Annotated in this window: 21 protein-coding genes and 1 pseudogene; 4 read left to right on the forward strand and 18 right to left on the reverse strand. The window is 72.5% G+C overall.

The window, feature by feature from the left end:
- Window positions 1–193: 193 nt before the first annotated feature.
- The 4 genes from ACIG36_RS27875 to ACIG36_RS27890 all read right to left on the reverse strand — a co-directional run bounded on the left by ACIG36_RS27875 (window position 194) and on the right by ACIG36_RS27890 (window position 6472).
- Window positions 194–2287, reverse strand: a complete 2094-nt coding sequence (locus ACIG36_RS27875) for a putative bifunctional diguanylate cyclase/phosphodiesterase (RefSeq protein WP_399933473.1) — start codon at window positions 2285–2287, stop codon at window positions 194–196.
- A 173-nt stretch (window positions 2288–2460) separates the two neighbouring features.
- Window positions 2461–4710, reverse strand: a complete 2250-nt coding sequence (gene ligA, locus ACIG36_RS27880) for an NAD-dependent DNA ligase LigA (protein WP_399933475.1) — start codon at window positions 4708–4710, stop codon at window positions 2461–2463.
- An 8-nt stretch (window positions 4711–4718) separates the two neighbouring features.
- On the reverse strand, window positions 4719–5720 hold the full coding sequence (locus ACIG36_RS27885; RefSeq protein WP_399933955.1) for a methionine synthase: 1002 nt from the start codon (window positions 5718–5720) through the stop codon (window positions 4719–4721).
- Window positions 5721–5773: 53 nt separating this feature from the next.
- Window positions 5774–6472 (reverse strand): SDR family oxidoreductase, encoded by a 699-nt coding sequence (locus ACIG36_RS27890; protein ID WP_399933478.1) that lies wholly within the window; start codon window positions 6470–6472, stop codon window positions 5774–5776.
- 257 nt (window positions 6473–6729) lie between these two features.
- Between ACIG36_RS27890 and ACIG36_RS27895 the strand changes: the two genes are divergently transcribed.
- Entirely contained in the window at window positions 6730–7188 is a 459-nt protein-coding gene (locus tag ACIG36_RS27895) for a hypothetical protein (RefSeq protein WP_399933481.1), read from the forward strand.
- 287 nt (window positions 7189–7475) lie between these two features.
- Here the strand turns inward: ACIG36_RS27895 and ACIG36_RS27900 are convergent, their stop codons facing one another.
- The gene (locus ACIG36_RS27900) at window positions 7476–7775 is read right to left on the reverse strand and encodes a hypothetical protein (RefSeq protein ID WP_399933484.1); all 300 of its coding nucleotides are present in this window, start codon (window positions 7773–7775) and stop codon (window positions 7476–7478) included.
- Between ACIG36_RS27900 and ACIG36_RS27905 the strand changes: the two genes are divergently transcribed.
- Window positions 7774–8061, forward strand: a complete 288-nt coding sequence (locus ACIG36_RS27905) for a hypothetical protein (protein WP_399933488.1) — start codon at window positions 7774–7776, stop codon at window positions 8059–8061. The two genes, ACIG36_RS27900 and ACIG36_RS27905, sit on opposite strands and share 2 nt — an antisense overlap.
- Before the next feature lie 4 nt (window positions 8062–8065).
- On the opposite strand, the gene mnmA is transcribed toward ACIG36_RS27905, so the two are convergent.
- On the reverse strand, window positions 8066–9223 hold the full coding sequence (gene mnmA, locus ACIG36_RS27910) for a tRNA 2-thiouridine(34) synthase MnmA (protein ID WP_399933491.1): 1158 nt from the start codon (window positions 9221–9223) through the stop codon (window positions 8066–8068).
- Window positions 9224–9317: 94 nt separating this feature from the next.
- On the opposite strand from mnmA, the gene ACIG36_RS27915 reads away from it, so the two are divergent.
- Window positions 9318–9977, forward strand: a complete 660-nt coding sequence (locus tag ACIG36_RS27915) for an N-acetylmuramoyl-L-alanine amidase (protein WP_399933494.1) — start codon at window positions 9318–9320, stop codon at window positions 9975–9977.
- A 10-nt stretch (window positions 9978–9987) separates the two neighbouring features.
- Here ACIG36_RS27915 and ACIG36_RS27920 read toward each other — a convergent pair whose 3' ends face one another.
- Complete coding sequence (locus ACIG36_RS27920; RefSeq protein ID WP_399933497.1) at window positions 9988–11157, reverse strand: cysteine desulfurase family protein; 1170 nt, start codon at window positions 11155–11157, stop codon at window positions 9988–9990.
- A 13-nt stretch (window positions 11158–11170) separates the two neighbouring features.
- Window positions 11171–12172: a helix-turn-helix transcriptional regulator gene (locus ACIG36_RS27925; protein ID WP_399933499.1), complete on the reverse strand. Its 1002-nt coding sequence runs from the start codon at window positions 12170–12172 to the stop codon at window positions 11171–11173.
- Window positions 12173–12312: 140 nt separating this feature from the next.
- Between ACIG36_RS27925 and ACIG36_RS27930 the strand changes: the two genes are divergently transcribed.
- Complete coding sequence (locus ACIG36_RS27930) at window positions 12313–12897, forward strand: TIGR03086 family metal-binding protein (RefSeq protein ID WP_399933502.1); 585 nt, start codon at window positions 12313–12315, stop codon at window positions 12895–12897.
- Between the two features lie 67 nt (window positions 12898–12964).
- On the opposite strand, the gene ACIG36_RS27935 is transcribed toward ACIG36_RS27930, so the two are convergent.
- The 10 genes and pseudogenes from ACIG36_RS27935 to ACIG36_RS27980 all read right to left on the reverse strand — a co-directional run bounded on the left by ACIG36_RS27935 (window position 12965) and on the right by ACIG36_RS27980 (window position 24651).
- Window positions 12965–13633: a trimeric intracellular cation channel family protein gene (locus tag ACIG36_RS27935; protein ID WP_399933505.1), complete on the reverse strand. Its 669-nt coding sequence runs from the start codon at window positions 13631–13633 to the stop codon at window positions 12965–12967.
- A 313-nt stretch (window positions 13634–13946) separates the two neighbouring features.
- Window positions 13947–15281: pseudogene (locus ACIG36_RS27940) on the reverse strand (M1 family metallopeptidase); the annotation flags it as partial.
- A 289-nt stretch (window positions 15282–15570) separates the two neighbouring features.
- Window positions 15571–16608: an ABC transporter ATP-binding protein gene (locus ACIG36_RS27945; protein WP_399933508.1), complete on the reverse strand. Its 1038-nt coding sequence runs from the start codon at window positions 16606–16608 to the stop codon at window positions 15571–15573.
- Window positions 16609–16621: 13 nt separating this feature from the next.
- Complete coding sequence (locus ACIG36_RS27950) at window positions 16622–17695, reverse strand: ABC transporter ATP-binding protein (RefSeq protein ID WP_399933510.1); 1074 nt, start codon at window positions 17693–17695, stop codon at window positions 16622–16624.
- Complete coding sequence (locus ACIG36_RS27955) at window positions 17692–18690, reverse strand: ABC transporter permease (protein ID WP_399933513.1); 999 nt, start codon at window positions 18688–18690, stop codon at window positions 17692–17694. Before ACIG36_RS27955 ends, ACIG36_RS27950 begins: the two co-directional genes overlap by 4 nt.
- 116 nt (window positions 18691–18806) lie before the next feature.
- Window positions 18807–20582 (reverse strand): ABC transporter substrate-binding protein, encoded by a 1776-nt coding sequence (locus ACIG36_RS27960; RefSeq protein ID WP_399933515.1) that lies wholly within the window; start codon window positions 20580–20582, stop codon window positions 18807–18809.
- Window positions 20583–20660: 78 nt separating this feature from the next.
- Window positions 20661–21653 (reverse strand): ABC transporter permease, encoded by a 993-nt coding sequence (locus ACIG36_RS27965; RefSeq protein ID WP_399933518.1) that lies wholly within the window; start codon window positions 21651–21653, stop codon window positions 20661–20663.
- A gap of 295 nt (window positions 21654–21948) precedes the next feature.
- Window positions 21949–22740, reverse strand: coding sequence for an enhanced serine sensitivity protein SseB C-terminal domain-containing protein (locus tag ACIG36_RS27970; RefSeq protein ID WP_399933521.1), 792 nt, complete (start codon window positions 22738–22740; stop codon window positions 21949–21951).
- 106 nt (window positions 22741–22846) lie between these two features.
- Complete coding sequence (locus ACIG36_RS27975) at window positions 22847–23599, reverse strand: enhanced serine sensitivity protein SseB (protein ID WP_399933524.1); 753 nt, start codon at window positions 23597–23599, stop codon at window positions 22847–22849.
- 410 nt (window positions 23600–24009) lie between these two features.
- Entirely contained in the window at window positions 24010–24651 is a 642-nt protein-coding gene (locus tag ACIG36_RS27980; protein ID WP_399933527.1) for an AAA family ATPase, read from the reverse strand.
- Window positions 24652–24752: the final 101 nt, after the last annotated feature.

The following is a 24752-nucleotide window of genomic DNA, read 5'->3' on the forward strand; positions in this document are numbered from 1 at the left end:
TGGGTGGATTGGGTGTACAGGTTTCGCCCCAATCCTATGGCTCCGGCGACCGTGCCTGCGAAACGGTTTCTCTGCCGCCGGGCTCGGGGGTCGTTTCGGGGCGCCTCCCCCGCCGCGACGGCGCCCGGCCACGACGGCGGTGCGCGGCGGTGCCGGACCGGCGGGAGGAGCGTGAGGAGAGGGGGCCGACCGCCTAGGTCACCGGCTGATCCGCCGCGTCCTCCTCCGCCGCGGCCCCGGTGGGAAGCGGCCGGTGCCAGCCGGACTCGCTGCGCAGCCGCAGCCACGCCGTGGTCTCGTCCGGGGGCATCGCGGCGGCCACCAGCCAGCCCTGGACGGCGTCGCAGCCCAGGTCGCGCAGCCGCTCCCAGGTCTCGTCGTCCTCCACGCCCTCGGCGACGACGAGCAGGCCCAGGGAATGGGCAAGGTCGAGGGTGCAGCGGACGATCTCGGCGTCCTCGTTGTCGATCGCCAGCCGGGCGACGAAGGAACGGTCGATCTTGAGCTCGCTGACCGGCAGCCTGCGCAGGTGGACCAGGGACGAATAGCCGGTGCCGAAGTCGTCGAGGGACATCTTCACGCCGTGGCCGGTGAGGCCCGCGAGCGTGTCCGCGGCCCGCTGCGGGTCCTCGAGCAGGACGTGCTCGGTTATCTCCAGCTGCAGCGCCCCCGGGGGGACGCCGTGCCGGGCGAGCCGGGCGGCCACCGATCCGGCGAACCCGGGAGTGTGAACGTCGCGCGGCGACACGTTGACGGCGACCGGCACCTCCAGGCCCATGGCCCGCCACTTGGCCACCTGGCACAGCGCGGTCTCCAGGACGTATTCGGTCAGCCGGGGCATCAGGCCGGAGGATTCCGCTATCGCGATGAACTCGTCGGGCGAGACCCGGCCGCGCTCGGGGTGGACCCAGCGCACGAGGGCCTCGAGCCCTTCCACATGGCCGTCGAAGCCGACCTTGGGCTGGTAGTGCAGCTCGACCTCGCCGGCGTCCAGGGCGCGGCGCAGGTCGCCCAGCAGGCCGAGCCGGTCGGGGGTGTTGCCGTCGCGGCGGGCCTCGTAGACCTCGACTCCGCTGCGGTCGCGCTTGGCCTGGTACATCGCCACGTCGGCGCGGCGCAGCAGGCCCTCGGCGTCGAGGGCGTGGTCGGGGTAGACGGCGACGCCGGCGCTGGCCTCGAGGACGAGGGTGAGGCCGTCGAGGTCGAGGGGCGAGCCGAGGTCGGCGACGAGGGCGCGGGCCACGCGCTGGGCGCTGGTGAGGGAGTCGGCGGTGGGCAGCAGGACGGCGAACTCGTCGCCGCCGAGCCGGGCGGCCTCCGCGTCGCGCGGCAGGGCCAGCCGCAGCCGCTCGGCGATCTGCAGCAGCAGCCGGTCGCCGGCGAGGTGGCCGAGGGTGTCGTTGACGGACCGGAAGCGGTCGAGGTCGATGAGGACGAGCGCGGCCCGTTCGCCCGCCTGTTCGGCTTCGTCGAGGGCGGTCCAGGTGCGTTCGAGCAGCCACTGGCGGTTGGGCAGGCCGGTGAGGGGGTCGCGCAGCTGTTCCTCGGCGCGGGCGCGGGCGATCCACAGGGTGGAGTCGAGGGCGATGAGGGGCACCGCGAAGAGCGGGAGCAGCAGGGGCGAGTGGTCGGCGACGACGGCGATGAGCGGGGCGATGCCGAGCAGGGCGATGCCCACGAGGGCCTGCCGCACGAGGGCGGTGCGGGCGATGCTGGCGAGCGAGGCGCGTGGGGCCATGGAGTACCAGAGCAGGGCTCGGGTGACGGCGAGGTAGCAGAAGGCCGCAAGGGCGATCCGGGGGACGGCGGCGAGCCGCCAGGTGTCGGGCAGCCAGGGGTCCTCGACGGAGGCGCTCACGCCCACGGCGAGGAGGGCCAGGCCGGCGGCGGCGATGCCGAGGATGTCGACCGCGCCGTGGAGTAAGGCCTGTCGCCAGCGGTGGCGCCGGGCGGCGGCCACGAGGGTGACGACGGCGATGCTGATCAGTACGGCCGGGAGCCAGCCGTAGAGCAGCAGGACGGCCAGGGTGAGGGCGGCACCGGAGCCGGTGCCGCCCCACCAGCGGTCGCGTCCCAGGGCGACGAGATGGACGACGATGAGCGCGGTGAGGGCCGCCAGCGACCAGCCGACGGCCTGGCCGGGGAACAGCGCCCTGCCGGAGCCGATGGCGTGCCAGGTGCCGGCGAGGAGCGCCAGTGCGGCCGAGGCCAGACAGACCGTCGGCAGCGCGGGCGGGGAGAGCCGGCGCAGCCGTGATTCCGGTTCGGCGCTGTCGGTGGGTTTCATGCCCGTCCCTCTCACAGCCGGCGGTGCCCGCGCCACGGCAGGCGCACATCTCAACAGTAGGCCGCAGAAGGCTACGGCGGGCAGCGATCGGCGGTGGTTGCCCCAATGCGATCCGGCCGTCCGCGGCCATCTGCTATGCGCTGTAGGGGTAATGCCCACTGACTATGCGGGCATTACTCCACGGGGGTGTCCTCCTGGGGCACGGCCGCCGCGCGCGCCGCCTCGGGGCCCTCGTTCAGGAGTACGGCGAAGCCGTCCTCTTCCAGGACCGGGACCTTCAGTTGCATCGCCTTGTCGAACTTCGAACCGGGGTTGTCGCCGACGACCACGAAGTCGGTCTTCTTCGACACCGATCCGGTCACCTTCGCGCCCTGCTGCTGCAGCGCCTCCTTGGCGGCGTCGCGCGTGTAGCCGGAGAGGGTTCCGGTGACGACGACGGTCAGTCCGGCCAGCGGACGCGGGCCCTCGTCCTTGCCGACCTCCTCCTCCATCCGGACGCCGGCGGCTTTCCACTTCTCGATGATCTCGCGGTGCCAGTCCTCGGCGAACCACTCACGGATCGAGACCGCGGTCGCCTCGGCGATCCCCTCGACCGCGATCAGCTCCTCCAGCGAGGCCTCCGCGAGCCGGTCCAGCGACCGGAACTCACGCGCGAGATCGACTGCCGCGACCGGGCCGACGTGACGGATCGACAGGCCGGTGAGGATGCGGGAGAGCGGGCGCTGCTTGGCCGCCTCGATGTTCGCCAGCATGGCCAGGGTGTTCTTCTTCGGTTCACCCTTCTGATTGGCGAAGAAGGTGACGATCTTCTCCTCGCCCGTCTCCGGGTCCCGCTTGGGCAGGCCGCTGTCGGGGTCGCGGACGTAGGACTTGATGGGCAGCAGCTGTTCGACGGTCAGGTCGAACAGGTCGGCCTCGTTGCGCAGCGGCGGCTCGGCGGGCTCGACGGGCTGGGTGAGGGCGGCGGCCGCGACGTAGCCGAAGTTCTCGATGTCGAGGCACTTGCGGCCGGCCAGATAGAACAGCCGCTCGCGGATCTGGGCAGGGCAGGCGCGGGCGTTGGGGCAGCGGAGGTCGATGTCGCCCTCCTTCATCGGGCGCAGCTCCGCGTCGCACTCCGGGCACCGCGCGGGCATCACGAACTCCCGTTCGGTGCCGTCCCGCAGGCCGGCCACCGGGCCCAGGATCTCGGGGATGACGTCGCCCGCCTTGCGCAGCACGACGGTGTCGCCGATGAGCACGCCCTTGGCCTTGACCACGTCCTGGTTGTGCAGGGTGGCGAACTCGACCTCGGAGCCCGCGACCGTCACCGGCTCGACGACCGCGTACGGCGTGACCCGGCCGGTGCGGCCGACGCCGACGCGGATGTCCACCAGCTTGGTGTTGACCTCCTCCGGCGGGTACTTCCAGGCGAGTGCCCAGCGCGGGGCGCGCGAGGTGGAGCCGAGGCGGCCCTGCAGGGGGATCTCGTCGAGCTTGACGACGACGCCGTCGATCTCGTGCTCCATCGAGTGGCGCACGTCCGGGTCGCCGTAGTGGGCGATGAACTTGCGCACGCCGGCCAGGGAGCCGACGACCTCGGCGTGCGCGGCCGTGGGCAGGCCCCACTCGCGCAGCAGTTCGTAGGCCTGCGACTGGCAGTCGATGTCGAAGCCCTCGCGGGCACCGACGCCGTGCACGACCATGTGCAGCGGGCGGGTGGCGGTGACGCGCGGGTCCTTCTGGCGCAGGGAGCCGGCGGCGGCGTTGCGCGGGTTGGCGAACGGCGGCTTGCCGGCCTCCACCAGGCGGGCGTTGAGCTCCTCGAACTTCTCCATCGGGAAGTAGACCTCGCCGCGCACCTCGACCAGGGGCGGGATGCGGTCGCCCTTGAGGCGGTCGGGGATCTCGGTGATGGTGCGGACGTTGGGCGTGATGTCCTCGCCGGTGCGGCCGTCGCCGCGGGTGGCGGCGCGGGTCAGGCGCCCGTGCTCGTAGGTGAGGTTGACGGCGAGGCCGTCGACCTTCAGCTCGCACAGGAAGTGGTACGCGGTGCCCTCGCCGACCTCACGGGCGACGCGGTCGGCCCAGGCGGCCAGCTCCTCGTCGTCGAAGGCGTTGTCGAGGGAGAGCATGCGCTCGCGGTGCGCCACCTCCGCGAACTCGGTCTCGTACTGCCCCGCGACCTTCTGGGTGGGCGAGTCCGGCGTGCGCAGCTCCGGGTACTCCTCCTCGAGCCGCTCGAGGGAGCGCAGGAGCTTGTCGAACTCCGCGTCACTGATGACGGGGGCGTCCTTCACGTAGTACCGGAAGCGGTGCTCCTCGACCTGCTCGGCCAGCAGAGCGTGCTTCTCGTGCGCCGCGGCGGGAACCGCGTCCCCCGCCGCCGGGGCGCCCGCGCCTTGCCGTTCGACAGCCACCGTCTCGTCCTCCCGTTGCTCCATGAGCGCCGTCACTCAGGGTTGTCCGCAAGTGATTTCGCGGCCCGGACGCAGTGGGCGAGGGCCGTACGGGCATATGCGGGCGAAGCGCCCGCGAGCCCGCAGGACGGGGTGACCACCACGGACTCGGCGAGAGCCCCCGGCGACAGCCCCAGCCTGCGCCACAGCGTCCTGACACCCATGACGCTACCGGCAGGGTCCGACAATGGGCCGTCCACGCCGGGCACCACGCCCGCGAACAGGGTGGTGCCGGCCTCGACCGCCTCACCGATCGCATCGTCCTCACGCTCGGTGAGCAGCGAGAAATCGAACGACACTCCGGCGACGCCCGCGCGCCGCAGCAGCGCGAACGGCACGCCGGGAGCGCACGAGTGCACGACGAGCGCCCCGCCCTCGCCCTCCTCGGCGACCGCGACCAGGTCCCGGAGCGCGCCCTCGACCACGGCCCGGTCCACGGCCCGGTAGGTGCGGTAGCCGCTGGCCGAGCGGATCTGCCCGCGCAGCACGGCGGGCAGCGAGGGCTCGTCCAGCTGCAGCACGACCCGCGCCCCCGGCACCCGGCGGCGGACCTCGGCCAGGTGCGCCCGCAGGCCCTCCGCGAGGGAGGCGGCCAGGTCGCGGCAGGCGCCGGCGTCGCTCAGCGCCGCCTCGCCGCCGCGCAGCTCCAGGGCGGCGGCGAGGGTCCAGGGGCCGACGGCCGAGACCTTCAGCGGGCCCCGGTAGCCCTGGGTGAACTCCTCGAGGGCGTCCAGGTCCTCCCCCAGCCAGGAGCGGGCGCGGCGGGTGTCGCGTCCGGGCCGGTCGCTGATGCGCCAGCCGCTGGGCTCCACATGGGCGAAGACCTCCACCAGCATTCCGGCGGTCCGGCCGATCATGTCGGCGCCCGGCCCGCGCGCGGGCAGCTCCGGCAGGTACGGCAGCGCCTCCAGCGAGCCGGTGACGGTCTTCGCGGCCTCCCGGGCGTCCGTCCCCGGCATCGAACCGACGCCGGTCGCGGTGCCGGTGCCCCACATCGCCTTGTTCTTCTCGCTCACCCAGGAAGGGTACGAGACCGGCGGGCCGCCCCTCAGCTCCCCGAGTGGCCGGGCCGCACGGACAGGTCGTGGACCTCCGCGTCGCGCGGCAGGTCGAGCGCGAACAGCACGCTCGTGGCGACCGAGGAGGGGTCGATCCACTTCTGCGGCGTGTACTCCTTGCCCTCCTGCCGCTGCACGTCCGCCTGCATGGGGGTGGCCACCCGCCCGGGGTAGACGCTGGTGACGCGGACGCCGTTGGTGTGCTCCTCGTCGCGCAGGGAGTCGGCCAGGGCCTTCAGCCCGTGCTTGCTCGCCGCGTACGCGCCCCACTCGCCGCGCGCGTTCAGCCCCGCGCCGGAGTTGAGGAAGACCACGTGGCCCCGGGACAGGCGCAGCTGCGGGAGCACCAGGCGGGTGAGCTCCGCCGGCGTGACGAGGTTGACCGCGAGCGTGCGGTTCCAGGTCTTGGTGGTCAGTTCCCCGACCTTGCCGAGGTCGGAGACGCCCGCGATGTGCAGCAGCGAGTCGAGGCGGTCGGGCAGGGTCTGGTGGCTGAGCGCCCAGGAGAGGCGGTCGGGGTTGGCGAGGTCCGCGACGAGCGTGTGGGCGCCGGGGAAGCGGGCGGCCAGCTCCTTGGCCCGGCCGGCGTCCCGCGCCACGAGCCAGAGTTCGTCGCCGCGCTCGTGCAGCCGCTGGGCGACCGCCTCGCCGATGCCCGAACCCGAACCGGTGATCAGATGTGTTGCCATGCCCCCCAGCTTGCCCCACCGCGGGCCCGCGGACTCCCGTGGGGCGGGCCGATTTTCCACCCCTTGTGCGTGAGCCGGACGCAATAAACCGATTTCGGCTATCTCTGATCATGTTCCGGGATCTGTTTGGTCGCGACTCCGTCACGGTGTTACCGGCGGTATGGCGGACGGTGGAGACGTTGTCTAACGTGGCGCGGACTTGCCGTTGGCGTCGAAAACCGGCGTTATTCCAAGCGATTTCATCGAGAGCAGCCATAGTGAAGATTCGCCGTATCCGCACCGCCGTCGTCTCCGGATTCGTCATTGCCGTCCTCACCGGAACCAGCGGGTGCGGCGGCGGTCAGGGCGAGAAGGACTCCGCGTCCGGCGCGGACAGTTCGCCCACGGCCGGCAGCGCCACGAGCGCGGCCGACGACGCCCGCGAGGCCATGAAGGACGTCGAGGTCGCCGAGTGCGGCTACGTCGAGAAGCAGGGCATCACGGCCAAGCTGAGCGTCATCAACAACAACCCGACGACGACGTACAGCTACGACGTCACCGTGAAGCTCACGGCTCCCGAGGGCACCCCGCTGGCCACCAAGAGCGCGAGCTTCCCCTTCGTCCGCCCCGGCCGCATGGACACCGGTGACGTCACGGCCCCCTACACCGCCAAGTCGGGCACCTCGACCAGCGCCGCGAAGTGCGAGGTCGTCAAGGTGGCCCGGACGACCGGCTGAACAGGGCCGAGCGACCGGACACGGCCGAACCCGGCCGGGACCGAGGGGCCGGGGATCCGAGGATCCCCGGCCCCTCGGGCAATTCGGTCATTGACAGCCATTGACCCGATTACGACGGTGCCCTGTACCGGTTCCGGGCCCGTTCTGTCGCGGCCTTGTCACAGAAATAGCCGGGCTCAACTGGGGATTTGGCGTCATGTAAGAGCGTTGTTAGCCTGACGTGCGCTCGTCAATTGGCGGCGAAATCCAGCCACAAATATCGGGGGAGTTCTCAGCGTGAAGCTTCGTCATGTCCGCGCGGCCGCGGTCTTCGGAATCGTCGTGGTCACCCTGACCGGCGCACGCGGCAGCCACGGCGGCAGCTGCTTCGGCGGCGGCGGTTCCAGCCACAGCAGCAGCTCCTCCTCGGGCGGTTCCTCCTCCACCTCGGGCGGCAGCACCGGGGGCGACAGCAGCTCGATCGGCGGCTCGACGACGGGCGGCACCACGAGTGGCGGCACCACCTCGTCCGGCACGTCGGGGGACTCCACCACCAGCGGCGGCTCGACCACCATCGGCTCGGGCGGCGGCAGCAGCAACAGCGCCATGCGCGACATCAAGATCCTGGGCTGCGAGTACACCGAGCGCCTCGGCATCACGGCGAAGCTCCAGGCCACGAACAGCAGCAGCGTGCTGAAGTACGACTACCGCCTGACGGTGAAGTTCTACGGCCCGGACCGCGCCCTGCTGGGCACCCGCTTCCCCTCGATCCCGTTCGTGGGCCCGGGGAAGACGGACACGCTGGACGTCTCCCAGCCGTTCGTGCCCAAGGCGGGCAGCTCGGGCACGGTCCGCTGCGAGGTCTCGAGCGTGACGCGCACGGTCCGGAGCTGAGCCGTCAGGCGGTGCGGGCCGAGGCCGCGGCCCGCTCCGTCGTCGCGATCGTCGCCGAGCCCACCACGCGCGTGCCGTCGTAGAGGACGATCGCCTGGCCGGGGGCCACGCCCCGGACCGGCTCGGTGAAGCGGACCCGCAGCTCCGGGCCGTCCACCAGCTCCGCCGTCACCTCGGTCTCGCCGCCGTGGGCGCGCAGCTGGGCCGTGTAGGTGCCGGGGCCCTGCGGGGCCACCCCGCACCAGCGTGGCTTGATCGCGGTCAGGGCGGTGACGTCCAGGGCCTCCACCGGGCCCACCGTCACTGTGTTGTTCACCGGCGAGATGTCCAGGACGTAGCGCGGCTTGCCGTCCGGGGCCGGGTGGCCGATGCGCAGGCCCTTGCGCTGGCCGATGGTGAAACCGTACGCGCCCTCGTGGGTGCCCAGCCTGTTGCCCGCCTCGTCGACGATGTCGCCCTCGGCCTTGCCCAGGCGCTTGGCCAGGAAGCCCTGGGTGTCGCCGTCGGCGATGAAGCAGATGTCGTGACTGTCGGGCTTCTTCGCCACCGCGAGCCCGCGGCGCTCGGCCTCCGCGCGGATCTCCTCCTTGGTGGTGAGCGTGTCGCCCAGCGGGAACATCGCGTGCGCCAGCTGCTTCTCGTCCAGCACGCCCAGCACATAGGACTGGTCCTTGGCCATGTCGCTGGCGCGGTGCAGCTCGCGCGTGCCGTCCTCGTTCACCACGACCGTCGCGTAGTGCCCGGTGCACACCGCGTCGAAGCCCAGGGCGAGGGCCTTGTCCAGCAGCGCCGCGAACTTGATCTTCTCGTTGCAGCGCAGGCAGGGGTTGGGGGTGCGCCCGGCCTCGTACTCGGCGACGAAGTCCTCGACGACGTCCTCGCGGAAGCGCTCGGCCAGGTCCCAGCAGTAGAAGGGGATGCCGATGACGTCGGCGGCGCGGCGGGCGTCGCGCGAGTCCTCGATGGTGCAGCAGCCGCGCGCGCCGGTGCGGAACGACTGCGGGTTCGCGGACAGCGCGAGGTGCACGCCGGTCACGTCGTGACCGGCTTCGGCGGCCCGCGCCGCGGCGACGGCGGAGTCGACGCCGCCGGACATGGCGGCGAGCACACGGAGGCGACGGCCGTCGCGAGGGCCTGAAGGTGCACCGGGGAAGTCAGTCATAGCCCTCCCAGGGTACGGGGTGGCCTAGCCTTCGGGTCGGGGCGGACCCAGGGGGCAGGGAGCAGGGGACAAGGAGCAGGGGGCAGGGACACAGGTGGCGCAGAAACGTATCGGCCGACGAGAGCTGCTGACCGGCGGCGCCCTGGCGGCCGCCGCCGCGGGCGCGGCCGGATACGCGGGGCGGGACGAGCTCGCGCGCTGGTGGTGGCGGACCACCGGCCGGGAGAGGCCGCGCACGGACGGCGAGACCGACCACGCGGGCGCCGAGTGGGTCGCCGCGTCGTCGGCGAACTGGCGGTGGGCGGACCGGCCGGCCGACTACACGGTCGACCGGGTCGTCGTCCACGTGGTCCAGGGCAGCTACCACGACGCCCTGCGGGTCTTCCGCGATCCCCTGCACCGGGCCGCCGCGCACTACGTCGTGCGCGGGGACGGGCACGTCGCGCAGACCGTCCGCGAGCTGGACGTCGCCTTCCACTCCGGCAACCGCCGGTTCAACGAGCGCAGCGTCGGGATCGAGCACGAGGGCTACGTGGACCGGCCCGGCGACTTCACGGACGCGATGTACGCGGCATCGGCCCGGCTCACGGCCGGGATCTGCGCGCGCTACGCGATCCCGGTGGACCGGACCCACCTCGTCGCCCACTCCGAGGTGCCGGGCGCGGACCACACCGACCCCGGCCCGCACTGGGACTGGGACCGCTACCTGGCGCTCGTGCGCGCGGCCGCCAGGACCCCACCGGCCACGCCCTAGCTCGGCCCGGCTAGCTCAGCCCGGCCGTCCGGGCCCGTTCCACGACCGGGCCGATGGCCTCGACGAGCGCGGTGACGTCCGCCTCCGTCGAGGTGTGGCCCAGGGAGAAGCGCAGGGTGCCGCGGGCCAGGTCGCGGTCGGTGCCGGTGGCCAGGACGACGTGGCTGGGCTGGGCCACCCCGGCCGTGCAGGCCGAACCGGTCGAGCACTCGATGCCCTGGGCGTCCAGCAGCAGCAGCAGCGAGTCGCCCTCGCAGCCGGGGAAGGAGAAGTGGGCGTTGGCGGGCAGCCGGCCCGCCGGATCCGGGTCGCCGCCCAGCACGGCGTCCGGCACGGCCGCCCGTACGCCTGCCACCAGCCGGTCCCGCAGGGCGCCCACCTCGCGCGCGAAGCCCTCGCGGCGCTCGGCGGCCAGCGTGCCCGCGACCGCGAACGCGGCGACGGCCGGCACGTCCAGCGTCCCGGAGCGCACGTGCCGCTCCTGGCCGCCGCCGTGCAGCAGCGGTACGGGCGCGTACTGGCGGCCCAGCAGCAGCGCGCCGATGCCGTACGGGCCGCCGATCTTGTGTCCGCTGACGGTCATGGCGGCCAGCCCCGACGCGGCGAAGTCCACGTCCAGCTGGCCGAAGGCCTGCACCGCGTCGGCGTGCAGCGGCACGTCGAACTCGGCCGCCACCGCCGCCAGCGCGGCGACCGGCATGACCGTGCCGATCTCGTTGTTGGCCCACATCACCGTGGCCAGCGCGACGTCACCCGGCTCGCGCGCTATCGCCTCGCGCAGCGCGTCGGGGTGCACCCGGCCGTAGGAGTCCACCGGCAGGTACTCCACCGTGGCGCCCTCGTGGGTGGCGAGCCAGTCGACGGCGTCGAGCACCGCGTGGTGCTCCACCGGGCTGGCCAGGACGCGCGTACGGGCCGGGTCGGCGGCGCGGCGTGCCCAGAACAGGCCCTTGACGGCCAGGTTGTCGGCTTCGGTGCCGCCCGCGGTGAAGACCACCTCGCTGGGGCGCGCGCCGAGCGAGGCGGCGAGCGACTCGCGCGCCTCCTCGACGGTCCGGCGGGCGCGCCGGCCGGCGGCGTGCAGCGAGGAGGCGTTTCCGGCGAGGGGCAGCTGGGCGGTCATCGCCTGCACCGCCTCCGGAAGCATCGGGGTGGTGGCGGCGTGGTCGAGGTAGGCCATGGTGGGCACGATTCTACGAGCCCTGAGCCGGGCCGGTACCGGCCGTTCCAGGCCCTGGACCACCGGCGTCCGCATAGCGTTCCGCGGTCGCCGCCGCGATCCGGGCCAGGTCCTCGCGCACGGGCCGCGGCGAGATCACCTCCACGTCGGGACCGAAGGACAGCACAGAGCGGGCCTCCCGCGCATCGGTGAGGGCGAGCTCGACGGTCGCCGGGTCGCCGTCGCAGGGCGGGCCGGTGAGCCGGTGGCCGAGGATGCGCAGGAACATGTCCAGGCGCGAGCGCCGCACCCGCGCGGTGACCAGCACGTCGGCCCGGCGCTGCTCGACCTCGCGGCGCAGCTCCTCCCACACCTCCGCCAGTTCCACTCCCGCCCGTCGCCGCACGGTCTCGTCGGTGGGCGTCACGGCGACGACCCGGTCGGCGCGGAAGAGCCGCGGCCGGGCCCGCCGGTCGGCGACGAGGTACCAGATGCCGGCCTTGGCGACGAGTCCGTAGGGGTCGACGGTGTACGTCTTGGGCGCGCTCTCGCCGCTGTGGCGGTAGCGCAGCCGCAGCCGGCGCTCGGTGAAGACGGCGGTGTGCAGCTCGCCGAGGTCGACAGCCGGTCCGGGGCCGGCCATCCAGCGGACCGGGTCGACGAGGATGCGGCGGCTGGTGGCCTCGGCGGCGGGCCGGTGCGGGGCGGGCAGCGCGGCCATGACCTTGCGCAGGGCGGAGCCGAGCGCCCCGTCGAGGCCGAGGGCGGAGTGCGTGCCCTGTGCGGCGAGGACGAAGAGGGCGCGCGCCTCGTCGGCGGTGAGCCCGGTGACGTCCGTGCGGTAGCCGGGCAGCAGCGCGATGCCGCCGTGCCGGCCGCGCTCGGCGTAGACGGGCACGCCGGAGGCGGACAGGGCTTCGACGTCGCGGTAGATGGTGCGTACGGACACCTCCAGGCGCTTGGCGAGCTCGGCGGCGCTCACCCGGTCCCGGGTCTGGAGCAGCAGGAGTATCGACAGCAGGCGGTCGGATTTCACGTGATCAAGAATGCCGCCGCGGGCCGGGAAGGCCGCCGGGGACGGCCTCGCCGGGAGAGCGCGGAAAACCTGACGGCAGGTGTCAACTTATGCCGGGAAGCTGCATCCCGACCGATCCACTCCGGACAAGGAGCAGCACCGTGGACACCCTCTCCCTCGACCCCCGCCCCCTCTGCGCCCGCGCCCACGACCAGCTGACCACGCTCATCGCGCGGGTGGCGGCCGGGCGGCTGGACGACCCCACGCCCTGCGCGGAGTTCGACGTGCGCGGCCTGCTCGCGCACCTGGTCGGCGGCGTGCGGGCGGCGGCCGAGCTCGGCCGGACCGGGGCGGACGTGGACATCGAGCCCGCCGCGGCGGTGCCGGACGACGGCTGGCCGGCCGCCTACGCACAGGCGCGGGCGCTGTTCGAGAAGGCGTGGGCGGACGACGCCACGCTGGACGCGCGGCTGACCCTGCCCTGGGGGAAGCTCTCGGGCCGGGACTACCTCTCCTCCGGCTGCGTGCTGGAGACCGTCACCCACACCTGGGACCTCTCCCGTGCCCTGGGCCACCCGCTCCCCCTCGACCAGGAGCTCGCGGAGTACGCCCTCGCATGGGCGCGGCGGACGCTGCCGGCCGACCGGCGCGGGGAGGGCGTCCCGTTCGGGCCCGTCCGCCCGGCCCCGCAGGGCGCGGACGCGTACGGGCAGCTGGCGGCCTGGCTGGGCCGGGACGCCGGCTGAGTGCGGGGGCCCCATGGTGCCGCGCCGCTGGTGCCGGGCCGCGCGGCGGAAACGTTACGCCCGACGGCTATCCGGCGGCGGGATCCTCGCTCGCCGCGCTGCGCCGGTGCCAGGCGCGCGGGGCCCGCCAGTGGAAGTGCATGGCCAGCAGGCGCAGGACGAACGCGGTGGCGGCCGAGAGCATGCTGGTGGAGACGTTGAGCGCGTCGTAGCGGATCAGCAGCGCGGCCATGGTGGAGCCCACCATGGCCGGCACGGCGTACAGGTCGCGGTCCCAGCGCAGCAGCGAGGGCACCTCGTGGGCGAGGATGTCGCGCAGCACGCCGCCGCCGACCGCCGTGGCCAGCCCGAGCGTCGCCGCGAAGGTCAGGCCGAGCCCGTGCCCGTAGGCCTTGACGGTGCCCGCGACGCAGAAGAGGCCGAGGCCGGCGGCGTCGAAGACGTTCACCGCCTTGGTGATCCGCTCCACCTCGGGGTGCAGGAAGAAGACGATCGCCGTGGCGACCAGCGGGGTGAGGAAGTACCCGAGGTCGGTGAAGGCGGCGGGCGGCACCGCTCCGATGATCAGGTCCCGCAGCAGTCCGCCGCCCAGGGCCGTGACCTCCGCCAGCACCGCCATGCCGAAGACGTCGAAGTTCTTGCGGACGGCGAGCAGCGCGCCCGAGATGGCGAAAACGAAGATCCCGGCGAGGTCGAGCGAGTGCTGGACGGAGGGGCTGAACAGATCGGAGAGCACGCGACATTCTTACTCGTCGCGGAGGGTGTCCCTGACAAGCCGACCCGGACCGTCACGGCCGTCAGGGCCGGCCCGGCCGGGACAGCGGCGGGACGGGCCTGCCCGGCGGCACCAGGGGCTTGACCAGCGGCACCAGGGGTTTCACCAGCGGCGGGGCGGGCTTGAGCACCGGCGGGGCGGGCTTGAGCACCGGCGGCGCCGGCTTGGCCACGGGTGGCGCGGGCCGTGGCGCGGGCTTGGCCACGGGCGGTGCGGCCGGTGTGGCCGAGGGCACCGCGGGCCGGGCGGCGGGCGACGTCGGCTTGTCGGTGGGCAGCGGGGGCCTGCCGGGGCTGGAGAGCCAGGTGTCGAAGAGGTTGCCCAGGTCCTTGCCGGAGACGGCCTCGGCCAGGCCGATGAACTGCGCGGTGCGCACGTTGCCGTGCCGGTGCAGCTTGGTCCACCGGGGCAGCAGCCGGAAGAAGGCCTTGTCGCCGATGCGCTCGCGCAGCATCTGCAGGGCCATGGCGCCCCGGAAGTAGACGGCCCTGGAGAGCATGGTGTCCCGCTGCGGGTCGGCGATGTTCACCTGCCAGAACGGATCGGTGGGCGGCCGCTCGTTGTACGCCTCCAGGAAGGACTGGTGGCTGCTCTTGCGGCCCTTGTGCTCGGCCCACAGCCACTCCGCGTAGGTGGCGAAGCCCTCGTTGAGCCAGATGTCCTTCCAGCGCTCGACCGAGACCGAGTCGCCGAACCACTGGTGGGCGACCTCGTGGACGACCGTGGACTCGTCCCGTACGCCCGAGTAGACGGGCTTGGTCTGCGTCTCGAGCGAGAAGCCGGCCTCCGGCATGTCGTCGACGATGGCGCCGGTCTCCTCGAAGGGGTACGGGCCGAACACCTTCACCCAGTGGTCGGTGGCCTCGGCGGTCAGGGCGTAGAAGTCGAGGTTCGAGGCGGGCAGCGCGGGGTCGGTGGCCACGTAGACGGGGACGCCGCCGGGGGTGGTGCCCCGTTTGACGTCGAACTTCCCGATGGTGGCGGTGGCGAGGTAGGGGGCCATGGGCTTGGACTCGCGCCAGTGGTGAACGGTGGTCGCGCCCCGCTCGTGGGTGGCGAGCAGCCGGCCGTTGGAGACGGCGGTCAGGCCCTTGGGGGCCCTGATGCGGATGTCGAAGGTGGCCTTGTCGGAGGGGTGGTCGCTGGAGGGGAACCAGGTGGAGGCCGCGTTGGGTTCGCAGGCCACGAAGACGCCGTCCGCGGTCTTCATCCAGCCGTACTTGGAGCCGAAGACGATGGGCCCGCCGAGCGGCTGGGGTATGCCGCCGTAGGTGACGGTCGTGGTGAAGGTGTGGCCTTTGGGCAGCGGGAGCATCGGGCGGATCCTGAGCTCGGGACCGTTGCGGGTGAAGCCGGCGGGCAGGCCGTTCACCTCGACCGAGCGGACGTCGAGCTGTTGCAGGTCCAGGTGGAACGAGGTCAGGCCGCGGGTGGCGCGCGCGGTGATCGTCGTGTGCCCGTCGAGGCGGCCGCTGTCCGGGGTGTAGCGGACGTCGAGGTCGTAGTGGCGGACGTCGAAGCCGCCGTTGCCCAGGTTGGGGAAGTAGGTGTCGCCGATGCCCGGGGTGCCGGGGGCCAGGGGCCGCGCCGCGGCGGGGCCCGCCGACATCGCACAGGCGGACGCGGCCGCCGTGGCGAGGGCGAGGAGCCGGGCCGGTCGGCGCCGGCGGGGGGAGAGCCTGCGCAGGGAGCGCCGTCGTAGGGAGTACTGGCGTATGGAATGCCGGCGTATGGAATGCCCGCGGAGGTAATGCCCGAGCAGGAAACGCCGGCGTATCGAGTGGGAGAGTGCCATGAGCCGTCCCTTCGACCACGCGAGCCCGCATGCGGCGGCCTCGCCGACTCCGCACCCTCCCCTCTGCCTACGTGCTCACACCGCACTCAGCTTGGCATGACTCTCAGGTGACCGCACCTCGCGCTGCGGAGCCGGACGGCGTCTCCGGGTGATGGCAGGCCACCTGGTGGCCGGGGCTCAGCGGCAGCAGCGGCGGCTCCTGCGTCGAGCAGACCTCGGTCGCCTTCCAGCACCGGGTGTGGAAGCGGCACCCGGACGGCGGCGCGATCGGCGACGGCACGTCGCCCTTGAGCAGGATCCTCTCCCGCCTCCCCCGCCGTCTGGGGTCCGGCACCGGCACGGCGGACAACAGGGCCTTGGTGTAAGGGTGCAGGGGCGCGGCGTACAGCGAGGTGCGCCCGGCCAGTTCGACGATCTTGCCGAGGTACATCACCGCGATGCGGTCCGAGACGTGCCGGATGACCGACAGGTCGTGGGCGATGATGACGTACGTCAGCCCCAGCTCTTCCTGCAGGTCGTCCAGCAGGTTGACCACCTGGGCCTGGATGGAGACGTCCAGCGCGGAGACCGGCTCGTCGGCGACCACCAGCTTGGGCTTGAGCGCGAGGGCGCGGGCGATGCCGATGCGCTGGCGCTGGCCGCCCGAGAACTCGTGCGGATAGCGGTTGTAGTGCTCGGGGTTGAGGCCCACCAGCTCCAGCAGCCCCTGGACCTCCTTCTTCACCCCGCCCTCGAGCGTGATGCCCTGGAGCCGGAAGGGCGCGCCGACGATCGTGCCGACGGTGTGCCGGGGATTGAGCGAGGAGTACGGGTCCTGGAAGATCATCTGCACGTCGCGGCGCAGCGGTCGCATGGCGGCCACGCCGAGGTGGGTGATGTCCTCGCCCTCGAACTCTACGCGCCCCGCGGTGGGTTCGAGCAGCCGGGTGATCAGCCGGCCCATCGTCGACTTGCCGCAGCCGGACTCGCCCACCACGCCCAGGGTCTCCCCCGGGCGGACGTCGAAGCCGACGCCGTCCACCGCCTGCACCGCGCCCACCTGGCGGCGCAGCACCCCCTTGGTGATGGGGAAGTGCTTGACCAGGCCCTCGACCTTGAGCAGCGGCACGGATTCGTTCTTCACGGCTCCCTCGTCCTTCACGGTTTCGGCGCCTTCACAGTTTCGGGGCGATCTCTTCGGCCCAGATCCGCTCGCGTTCCCGGTGCGGCAGGTGGCAGGCGGAGTGGTGCCGCTCCGAGCCGGGCACCGGGCGCAGTTCGGGGCGCTCGGTGCGGGTGACGCCGCCGGCGGGCAGGTCGGCGTACGGGCAGCGGGGGTTGAAGGCGCAGCCGGAGGGCACGTTGATCAGGCTGGGCGGCGCTCCCTTGACGGGGATCAGCCGCTCGGTCTGTTCGCGGTCGATGCGCGGCATCGAGCCCAGCAGGCCCCAGGTGTAGGGGTGCTGCGGGGTGTGGAAGACCTTCTCGGCGGGGCCGCGCTCGACGCAGCGTCCGCCGTACATCACCAGGATGTCGTCGGCGAGTTCGGCGACGACGCCCAGGTCGTGGGTGATGACGATGACGGCGGAGCCGAACTCCTTCTGCAGGTCGCGGATGAGGTCGAGGATCTGCGCCTGCACGGTGACGTCGAGGGCGGTGGTGGGCTCGTCCGCGATGAGCAGCTCGGGGTTGTTGACCAGCGCCATCGCGATCATCGCGCGCTGGCGCATGCCGCCGGAGAACTGGTGGGGGAAGTCGTCGACGCGCCGGTCGGGCTGCGGGATGCCGACGCGGTCCAGCAGTTCCACGGCGCGCCTGCGGGCCGTCTTCTTGTCGACGTCGTGGTGGACGCGGTACGCCTCGACGATCTGGGCGCCGACGGTGAAGTAGGGGTGCATGGCCGACAACGGGTCCTGGAAGATCATCGCCATCTCGCGGCCGCGCAGTCGGCGCACCTCGTCGGGGTCGGCGCTCATCAGCTCCTGGCCGTCCAGCCAGATCTCGCCGGTGATCCTCGCCTTGCCGCGCCCGTACTGGCCGACGGTGTGCAGGCCCATGATGCCCAGCGACGTCACGGACTTGCCGGAACCGGACTCGCCGACGATGCCCAGGGTGCGGCCCTTGTCGAGCCGGAAGGACAGGCCGTCGACGGACTTGACCAGGCCGTCGTCGGTGGGGAAGTGGATGCGCAGGTCGCGCACCTCGAGGAACGCGGTCGGGGGGTGCCCGGGGGCCGGTTCGGTCGTCACGAGAGCCTCACTCGGGGGTCGATCACGGCGTACAGGAGGTCCACCACGAGGTTGGCGAGGACGACCGCGGCGGCGGCGATGAGCGTCACGCCCAGGATCAGCGGCAGGTCGCGGTCGCTGATCGCCTTGACGGCGGCCTGGCCGAGGCCGGGCAGATTGAAGGTGGTCTCGGTGAGGATCGCGCCGCCGACGAGGGCGCCGAGGTCCATGCCGAGGATGGTCAGGACGGGCGTCATGGTGGAGCGCATGGCGTGCTTGCCGATGACGACCGGCTCCCGCAGGCCCTTGGCGCGGGCGGTGCGGATGTAGTCCTCGCCGAGGATCTCCAGCATGGTGGCCCGGGTGAGGCGGGCGTACATGGCGGCGTAGAGGAAGGCGAGGGTGACCCACGGCAGGATCAGGCCGCCGAACCAGTCCGCCGGGCTCTCGGCGAAGTCGACGTACTCGCCGTCCAGCCAGCCCAGTCCGTAGGAGAAGACCGCGAGGGAGACCAGGCCGGTGAAGTAGATGGGCAGCGAGACGCCGCCCAGCGCGATGGTCATGGCCGCGCGGTCCCACAGGCTGCCGCGCTTGAGCGCCGAGACCACACCGGTGATCACTCCGCCCAGCAGCCACAGCACGCACGCGCCGGCGGCGAGCGAGAGCGTCACCGGCAGCCGTTCCTGGAGCACCGGCCAGATGTCCTGCTCGGTGCGGAAGGAGTAGCCGAAGCAGGGGGCGTCGCAGTGCACGGTGGTGCCGCCGCCGGTGTAGTCGCGCCCGAAGGGCACGGCGGTGACGAAGTTCCAGAATTGGACGATGATGGGGTCACCGAGCCCGAGCTTCTGCCGGATGCCCTCGATGGTCTCCGGGTCGGCCTGCTTGCCCACGTACAGCAGGGCGGGGTCGGCCCCGGTGAGCTTCGGGATCGCGAAGAAGATGCCGAAGGTCACCAGCGTGACCACGAGCAGCATCACGATGACGGCGAACAGCCGCCTGACGATGTATGCGAACACGGGGATCGGCCCGGCGGCGGCCCCGGGAGCCGGTGACGGTCCCGGGGCCGCCGCCCGCGGCCCTCACCTGCCCTTCGGGGCCTGGCGGCGGGTGCGCCGGCGGAGCGGACGGTCGGTCACCTGGCGACGCCCAGCGAGGCGTAGTCGTAGCGGCCGTTGTAGGCGTCGGTGGTGTAGACGTTGGTCAGCCGGGAGCTGCGCCAGATGATGTTCTTCTCGAAGACGAAGGGCAGGTACCAGCCGCCGTCGGTGACCTTCTTGTTGGCCTGCTGGAAGATCTTTCCGGCCTTGATCCGGTCGGTCTCCGCGATGCCCTGGTCGAAGAGCTTGTTGATCTCGGGGTCGCTGATCTCGGCGTAGTTGTTGTTGCCACTGTCGAGGATGAACCGGCCGTCCGTCAGCGGCTGCAGGAAGCCCTGGCCGCTGGGGAAGTCGGCGCCCCAGCCCATGATGATGATGCCGTAGCCCTTGGCGCGGACGTTCTTGGGTGCGCCGATGATGCCGGCGGACTGGGCGCCGTCGTACTGGTCGATCTGGGCCTCGATGCCGACCTTCTTCAGCGCCGCCTGCAGCGACTCGGCGGTCGCGACCTCCGCCGCCTTGTTGTTGCGGACGGCGATGGTGGTCTTGAAGCCGTCCGGCTTGCCGCAGGCCTTCAGCTCCTCCTTGGCCTTGGCCTCGTCGGGCTTGCCCTGCTTGAGCCGGAACGGGTCGTAGCCGGGGTCGTGGCCCTCGACGGCCGGCGGGAGCATGCTGGTGGCGATGTCGCCGCCCGCGTCGGGCCCGCCGCGGGCGGTCTGCAGGGAGACGTGGTCGGCCGCGTGGATGACGGCCTTGCGGCAGTGCTCGTTGTCGAAGGGCGCCACGGCCTTGGGGAAGACCGCGTAGCGGATGAAGCCGGTCTGCGGGTTGTCGACGTTGGCCTTCGCCGACTGCAGGGCCTTCTGGCGGCCGGCCGCTCCCATGCCGGTGGCGTTGATGTCGACGTCGTAGTCGCCGGCGATCAGGCGGTTGTCCATGTCGTCCGCGTTGGTGGTGAGCTTGAGCGAGATCTTGTCGGGCAGCGCCTTGCGGACGCTGTCGGACTCCCGCTTCCACTTCTCGTTGCGGACCAGCTGCAGGCCCTTGTTGGGGGTGTACGACACCCAGCGGTACGGCCCATTGGAGAATGGTTTCTGCCCGTACTTCTCGGCGGTGTCCTTGTCCGGGCGCACGGGCGCGGCGGCGGGCATCGCCAGCATCTGCGGGAAGTCGCCGTTGGGCTTGGGCAGCTTGAAGACGATGGTCTTCTCGTCGGGCGTCTCGATGGCCTTCAGGCCGAGCTTGTCCTTGCTCTGGTCCTTGTATGGGCCCTTGTACTCCTTACCGGGATCGAGAGTCTGCACCAGCCACAGCGGGCCGCCGGAGATCTTGTCCTGGGCCCAGCTGCGCTCGATGCCGTACTTGATGTGCTGTGCGGTGACGGGCTGTCCGTCCTCCCAGGTCAGGCCATCGCGCAGGGTGAAGGTGTAGGTCTTCTTGTCGGCCGAGACCTTGCCGGTGTCGGTGGCCATGTCGGGCACGACGTTGCGGCTGTCCTTGCCGGGGACGGGCTTGGGGGTGAGCAGGGTGCGGGTGTAGAAGCGGGCGAAGTCCCACATGAAGCCGTAGTAGCCGCGCTGCGGGTCCCAGGAGTCGGCGTCCTGCGTGCCGATGAACTTCAGCTCGCCGCCCTTCTTGTCGGAGGGGCTGGCCACCTTGTCGATGCCGGCGTTGAAGCCCGCGGCCCTGCCGCCGCCCTTCCCGCCGTCCTTGCCGCCGCCACCGCCGCACGCGGTGGTGCCGACCAGGGCCGCGACCACGAGGGCCGCCCCCGCGGCCAGCCTGCGCCTCGAAGTTCTCTGCGTTGCCAAGATGTCGCGACCTCCGTGGTTGTCGCCGCCCCTGGACTGCCGGACGACTGGGGAAAACGGTCGGTGGTGCGGCCGGCGCTAGCGCGAGCCCTTCGGGTCCAGCGCGTCGCGCACGCCGTCGCCGAAGAGGTTGAACGCCAGGACGGTGACGAAGATGGCCACACCCGGGATGATCATGAACATCGGGTCGGCCTCGTAGGTGTTGACGGCCTTGGAGAGCATCTGCCCCCAGGAGGCCGTCGGCGGCTTGACGCCCGCGCCGAGGAAGCTCAGCGCGGCCTCGGTGAGCACATTGGTGGGGATCATCAAGGTGGTGTACACGGTGATCGGGGCGACCAGATTGGGCAGCAGCTCGCGGAAGAGGATGTAGCCGCGGCCCGCGCCCAGGCTGCGCGCGGCCTCCACGTACTCCCGTTCCCTGAGCGAGAGCGTCTGGCCGCGCACGATGCGCCCCACGTACGGCCAGCCGAAGAAGCCGATCACGGAGATCAGCACGGCCATCCGCACGCCCGAACCATGCAGCCCCCACAGCGAGTTGGGCACCACCGACACCAGCGCGATGATGAACAGCAGCTGGGGGAAGGCGAGCAGCAGGTCCATGACACGGCTGACGACGGCGTCGATCCAGCCGCCGAAGTAGCCGGCGACGATCCCGAGCGCCGTGCCGATGACCACGGCGACGACCGCCGAGAGGAAGGCCACCAGCAGGGAGATCCGGGCCCCGTACACGACGCGGCTGAAGACGTCACGGCCGTTGCCCGGCTCGACGCCGAGGAGGAAGTCGGAGCTGATGCCGCCCCAGGCGCCCTTGGGGGTGCTGAAGAAGGGGTCGATCTCCTCCTCGTGGAACTCGTTCGGCGGGTGGCCGAGCAGGCCCACGATGAGCGGGGCGAAGACCGCGACGAGGACGAGCAGCAGCACGACGACCCCGCCGGCGAGCGCCACCTTGTCGCGTTTGAGCCGGACCCAGGCGATGCGCCAGGGGGAACGCCCCTCGATGGCCTTGCCCGGCACGGCGACAGCGACATCGACGGCGGTGGCCGTGCCCGGATCGTGCGGTGGTGCCGTCATCTCGGGTGGACCCCTCTCGGCGTTCACGCGGAGCGAGCCGTGCGCAACAGGATCTTCGGCCGTCCCGGCGGGCCCGACGTCCTTGTTGGCGGGAGTCTTCAATGTGACGGCGATCACCCGCCAGACATCGTCGGCAATGTATGCGCAACCGTGATGTGGGTAGGAGGGTTCCGTTATGCGGACGGCGGCGCCCCGCCAGCGGCGAGGGAGCGCGCGGAACGTGACGCCCTGTCGGCCGGAACAGCCGCCGGAGCGGCCGCCGGAACAGTCGTCGGAACAGTCGTCAGGACGACCGTCAGTACGCCCCCGCCTGCCAGCCCTGCTGCGGCGGATAGCCGTAGCCGCCCGTCGGCGCGGGCGAGGCGCCCCCGTAGGCGTCACGGTCGAAGAACGGGCGGGCGTTGGCCCGCATCCACATCGCGACGGGGTCGTACTCGTCCGACATCGACACCGTCGACACCGGCAGCCCCTCCGGCACCACCCCGACCGACTGCTGCATCATCAGCCGTACCGACTCCACGGCCGCCGGGGACGTGTCGTACAGGTCGAGGCCGATCGCCAGGTACGGCGTGCCCAGCGCGGGCTGCACCCAGGCGCGGCGCAGCGCCCGGACCACGGGGGTGCGGTGGGCGTTCTGCCCGAGCAGGGCGTAGAACTGCGGGATGTCCACGGCCGGTTCGCTCAGCCGCAGCGGGCCGGCGGGCAGCCGGTCCAGGCCGGCGGTGATCCGGCGCAGGTCCGCCCAGGGGATGCCGACGCCGCCGCCGGGCGCGTGCGGGTTGAGCCACAGGCCCCAGCGGTCGGGGTACAGGGAGGCGGCGACGGCCCGGCCGGTGACCACCTCGTGGGCGCGGTTCCACCCGCTGACGGCGAGCTCCTGAGCGGAGGTCACACACGGCGCGTAGCCGAGCCCGTCGACCTGCATGTTCCCGTACTGCGCGTCGGGCGAGCCCGGCTGCCCGTGCCACAGCAGCATCCACACCCGGCCCTCGGCGAGCTCGCGCAGCAACGCCTCGTAGGTGTCGTACCGGCCGGGCGCCACCTGGCGCAGCACCTGCTCCACGCCGCTCTCCGCGCCCGCGCTCACCTGGGTCCGCCTCTTCTCTCGGCCGCCTTACGGGTGCCGTCACCCCGTACGGTCATCCAACCAGCTTACGAGCCCGGGACGCCGGGCATGAGAGCTGTCGCCGCTGTCACAGGTCACGGTCGTAGAACGGGCGCACCCGGTCACGCATCCAGTCGGCCACCGGATCCTGTGCGACATCGAGGAACACCAGTTGAACGGGCCAGGTCACGGGCGCCTTGCCGAGCGCTCGGCCGAGGGCCTCCAGGGTGGCGGCGCGGCGGGCCGGGTCGGGCAGGTCGAGCTCGACGCCGACGAACAGCGCGGGGGCGGCGCCCTCGACGCTGGCGAGAGCGCGGCGGGCCGTGCGCACCGACTGCCCGTCCGCGGCGAACTCCACTCCGGCGGCGGCCAGGAAGGCGGTCGGCTCCTCCTGCCAGTCCGGCTCGAAGAGCCGCACCCGGCCGCCGGTGGCCTCGCCGTCCAGGGCGGTCCGCCCGGCCCGGCACAGGCCGGCGACGGCGGGCGGCGGCAGGGGCACCGCGACGGTGCCCTCGGGGTTGACCGCGATGCCGACCTGCGGGGGCAGGCCGCGGGCGAACTCGACGGCGGGGGCCACCGCGAACGGCACCTGCTCGCCCATGACGCGCAGGAACTCCTCGTGCGAGCTGAAGACCGGGACGTAGGCGGCGCCGTCGAGCTCGAGCGTGGGCAGGTCGAGGGCGGGGCTGTCCGGGCCGCCGCCGTTGGGGAGCGGGATCCACACGCTGCTGCGGCCGAGCACGTCGACGATGCGGGGGCCGGCGCCGGGGGCTCCGAGGGAGGCGGCCAGCACGTGCTCGAGTTCGTTGGCGGGCCAGGCGGGGGGTTCGGGGGCGGTCATGTCCCCGCACCCTAACGGCTGCGCCTGGGCTCGTGGGGTGCGGGTGCGGGTGCGTTGTGGGGCGGGGCCGGGTCGGTCTGGGGCGGGCCCTTCTGGGGCTGGATTATTTACGGCCCCGGGTCACGCGTTGAGCTCACCCGGCAGGTCGCCGCAAATAACCCTTACGCCCCTGCCAGGACCCACCCCAGCCCGCCCCGGCCCCTCCCGCCGGTTCGCCGACTGCGGGTCCCGCCGGGTTAGGGGCAGTCACCTCCGCCGCCGGGTGCCGGCCGCCGGTGGGCCGGCGGTCACCCCGCCCACCCGCCGGTTTGTGGGCAATCGTTCCGCAGGGCTGGGGGCACCTCCCAGCGGTAGCTGGGGGAGGGTGGGCACAAACCGACCACCGGCCCGCAGCCGAACCCGTACCCCCGCTACCCGAAACCGATCACCCGCAAGGCATCCGCAGCCCGGCGGTCCAGGATCGTCACCGACGCCACCCCCACCGGCAGACGGCCGGCCACCGCATCCCGTTCCAACCGCGTCATCGCCCGCAGATGCCCGGTGAAGGCGTACGCGGTGACCCCGCGTCCGCGCGCGGCCTGCCCGGCAAGGGCCACGGCCGGGTCCACAGCAAGAAGCACCACATGCACCGCCCCACCCCGCCGCCTCGCCTCCCGCGCCAGCCAGCGCCGCACCACGCTGCGCTGCCCGCAGTCGTGCACCACGACACTCGCGTCCGAGCGCAGCGCCCGGCCCAGGGCGGCATAGTGGGCGAGGCGCGCGAAGGGGCGGTACACCGCGTACGGGACGCGGCGGGGCAGGCGGCGCTCCAGGCGCTCGCGGGCGTCCTGGGAGTCCACGCGGTGTACGGGCGCGCCCCGGCCGTCCGTGGTGGCCACCACGCGCCGCATCAGCGTGGACTTGCCGCTGCCCGGCAGCCCGGAGACCACCAGGAGGTCCCCGCGCGGGTAGCGCAGCTCGGGGGTCCCGCGACCGCCGCGCAGGTCCCGCACGCCCCCGGCCCGCTCCTCCGGTGCCGACGGCACCCCCGGCACGTCCGTACGCGTACGCACTGTGATCGCCTTCCCTCCCCCGTCCGTTCACTGGCCCCTACCCACGGAACGTAAAGGAAAGGTAATCCAATTCATGCCCCCGTGGGCAGTCCCTCGTACGC

Origin of the sequence: Streptomyces sp. NPDC053048 (assembly GCF_044547045.1) — a bacterium.
Taxonomy (GTDB): domain Bacteria; phylum Actinomycetota; class Actinomycetes; order Streptomycetales; family Streptomycetaceae; genus Streptomyces.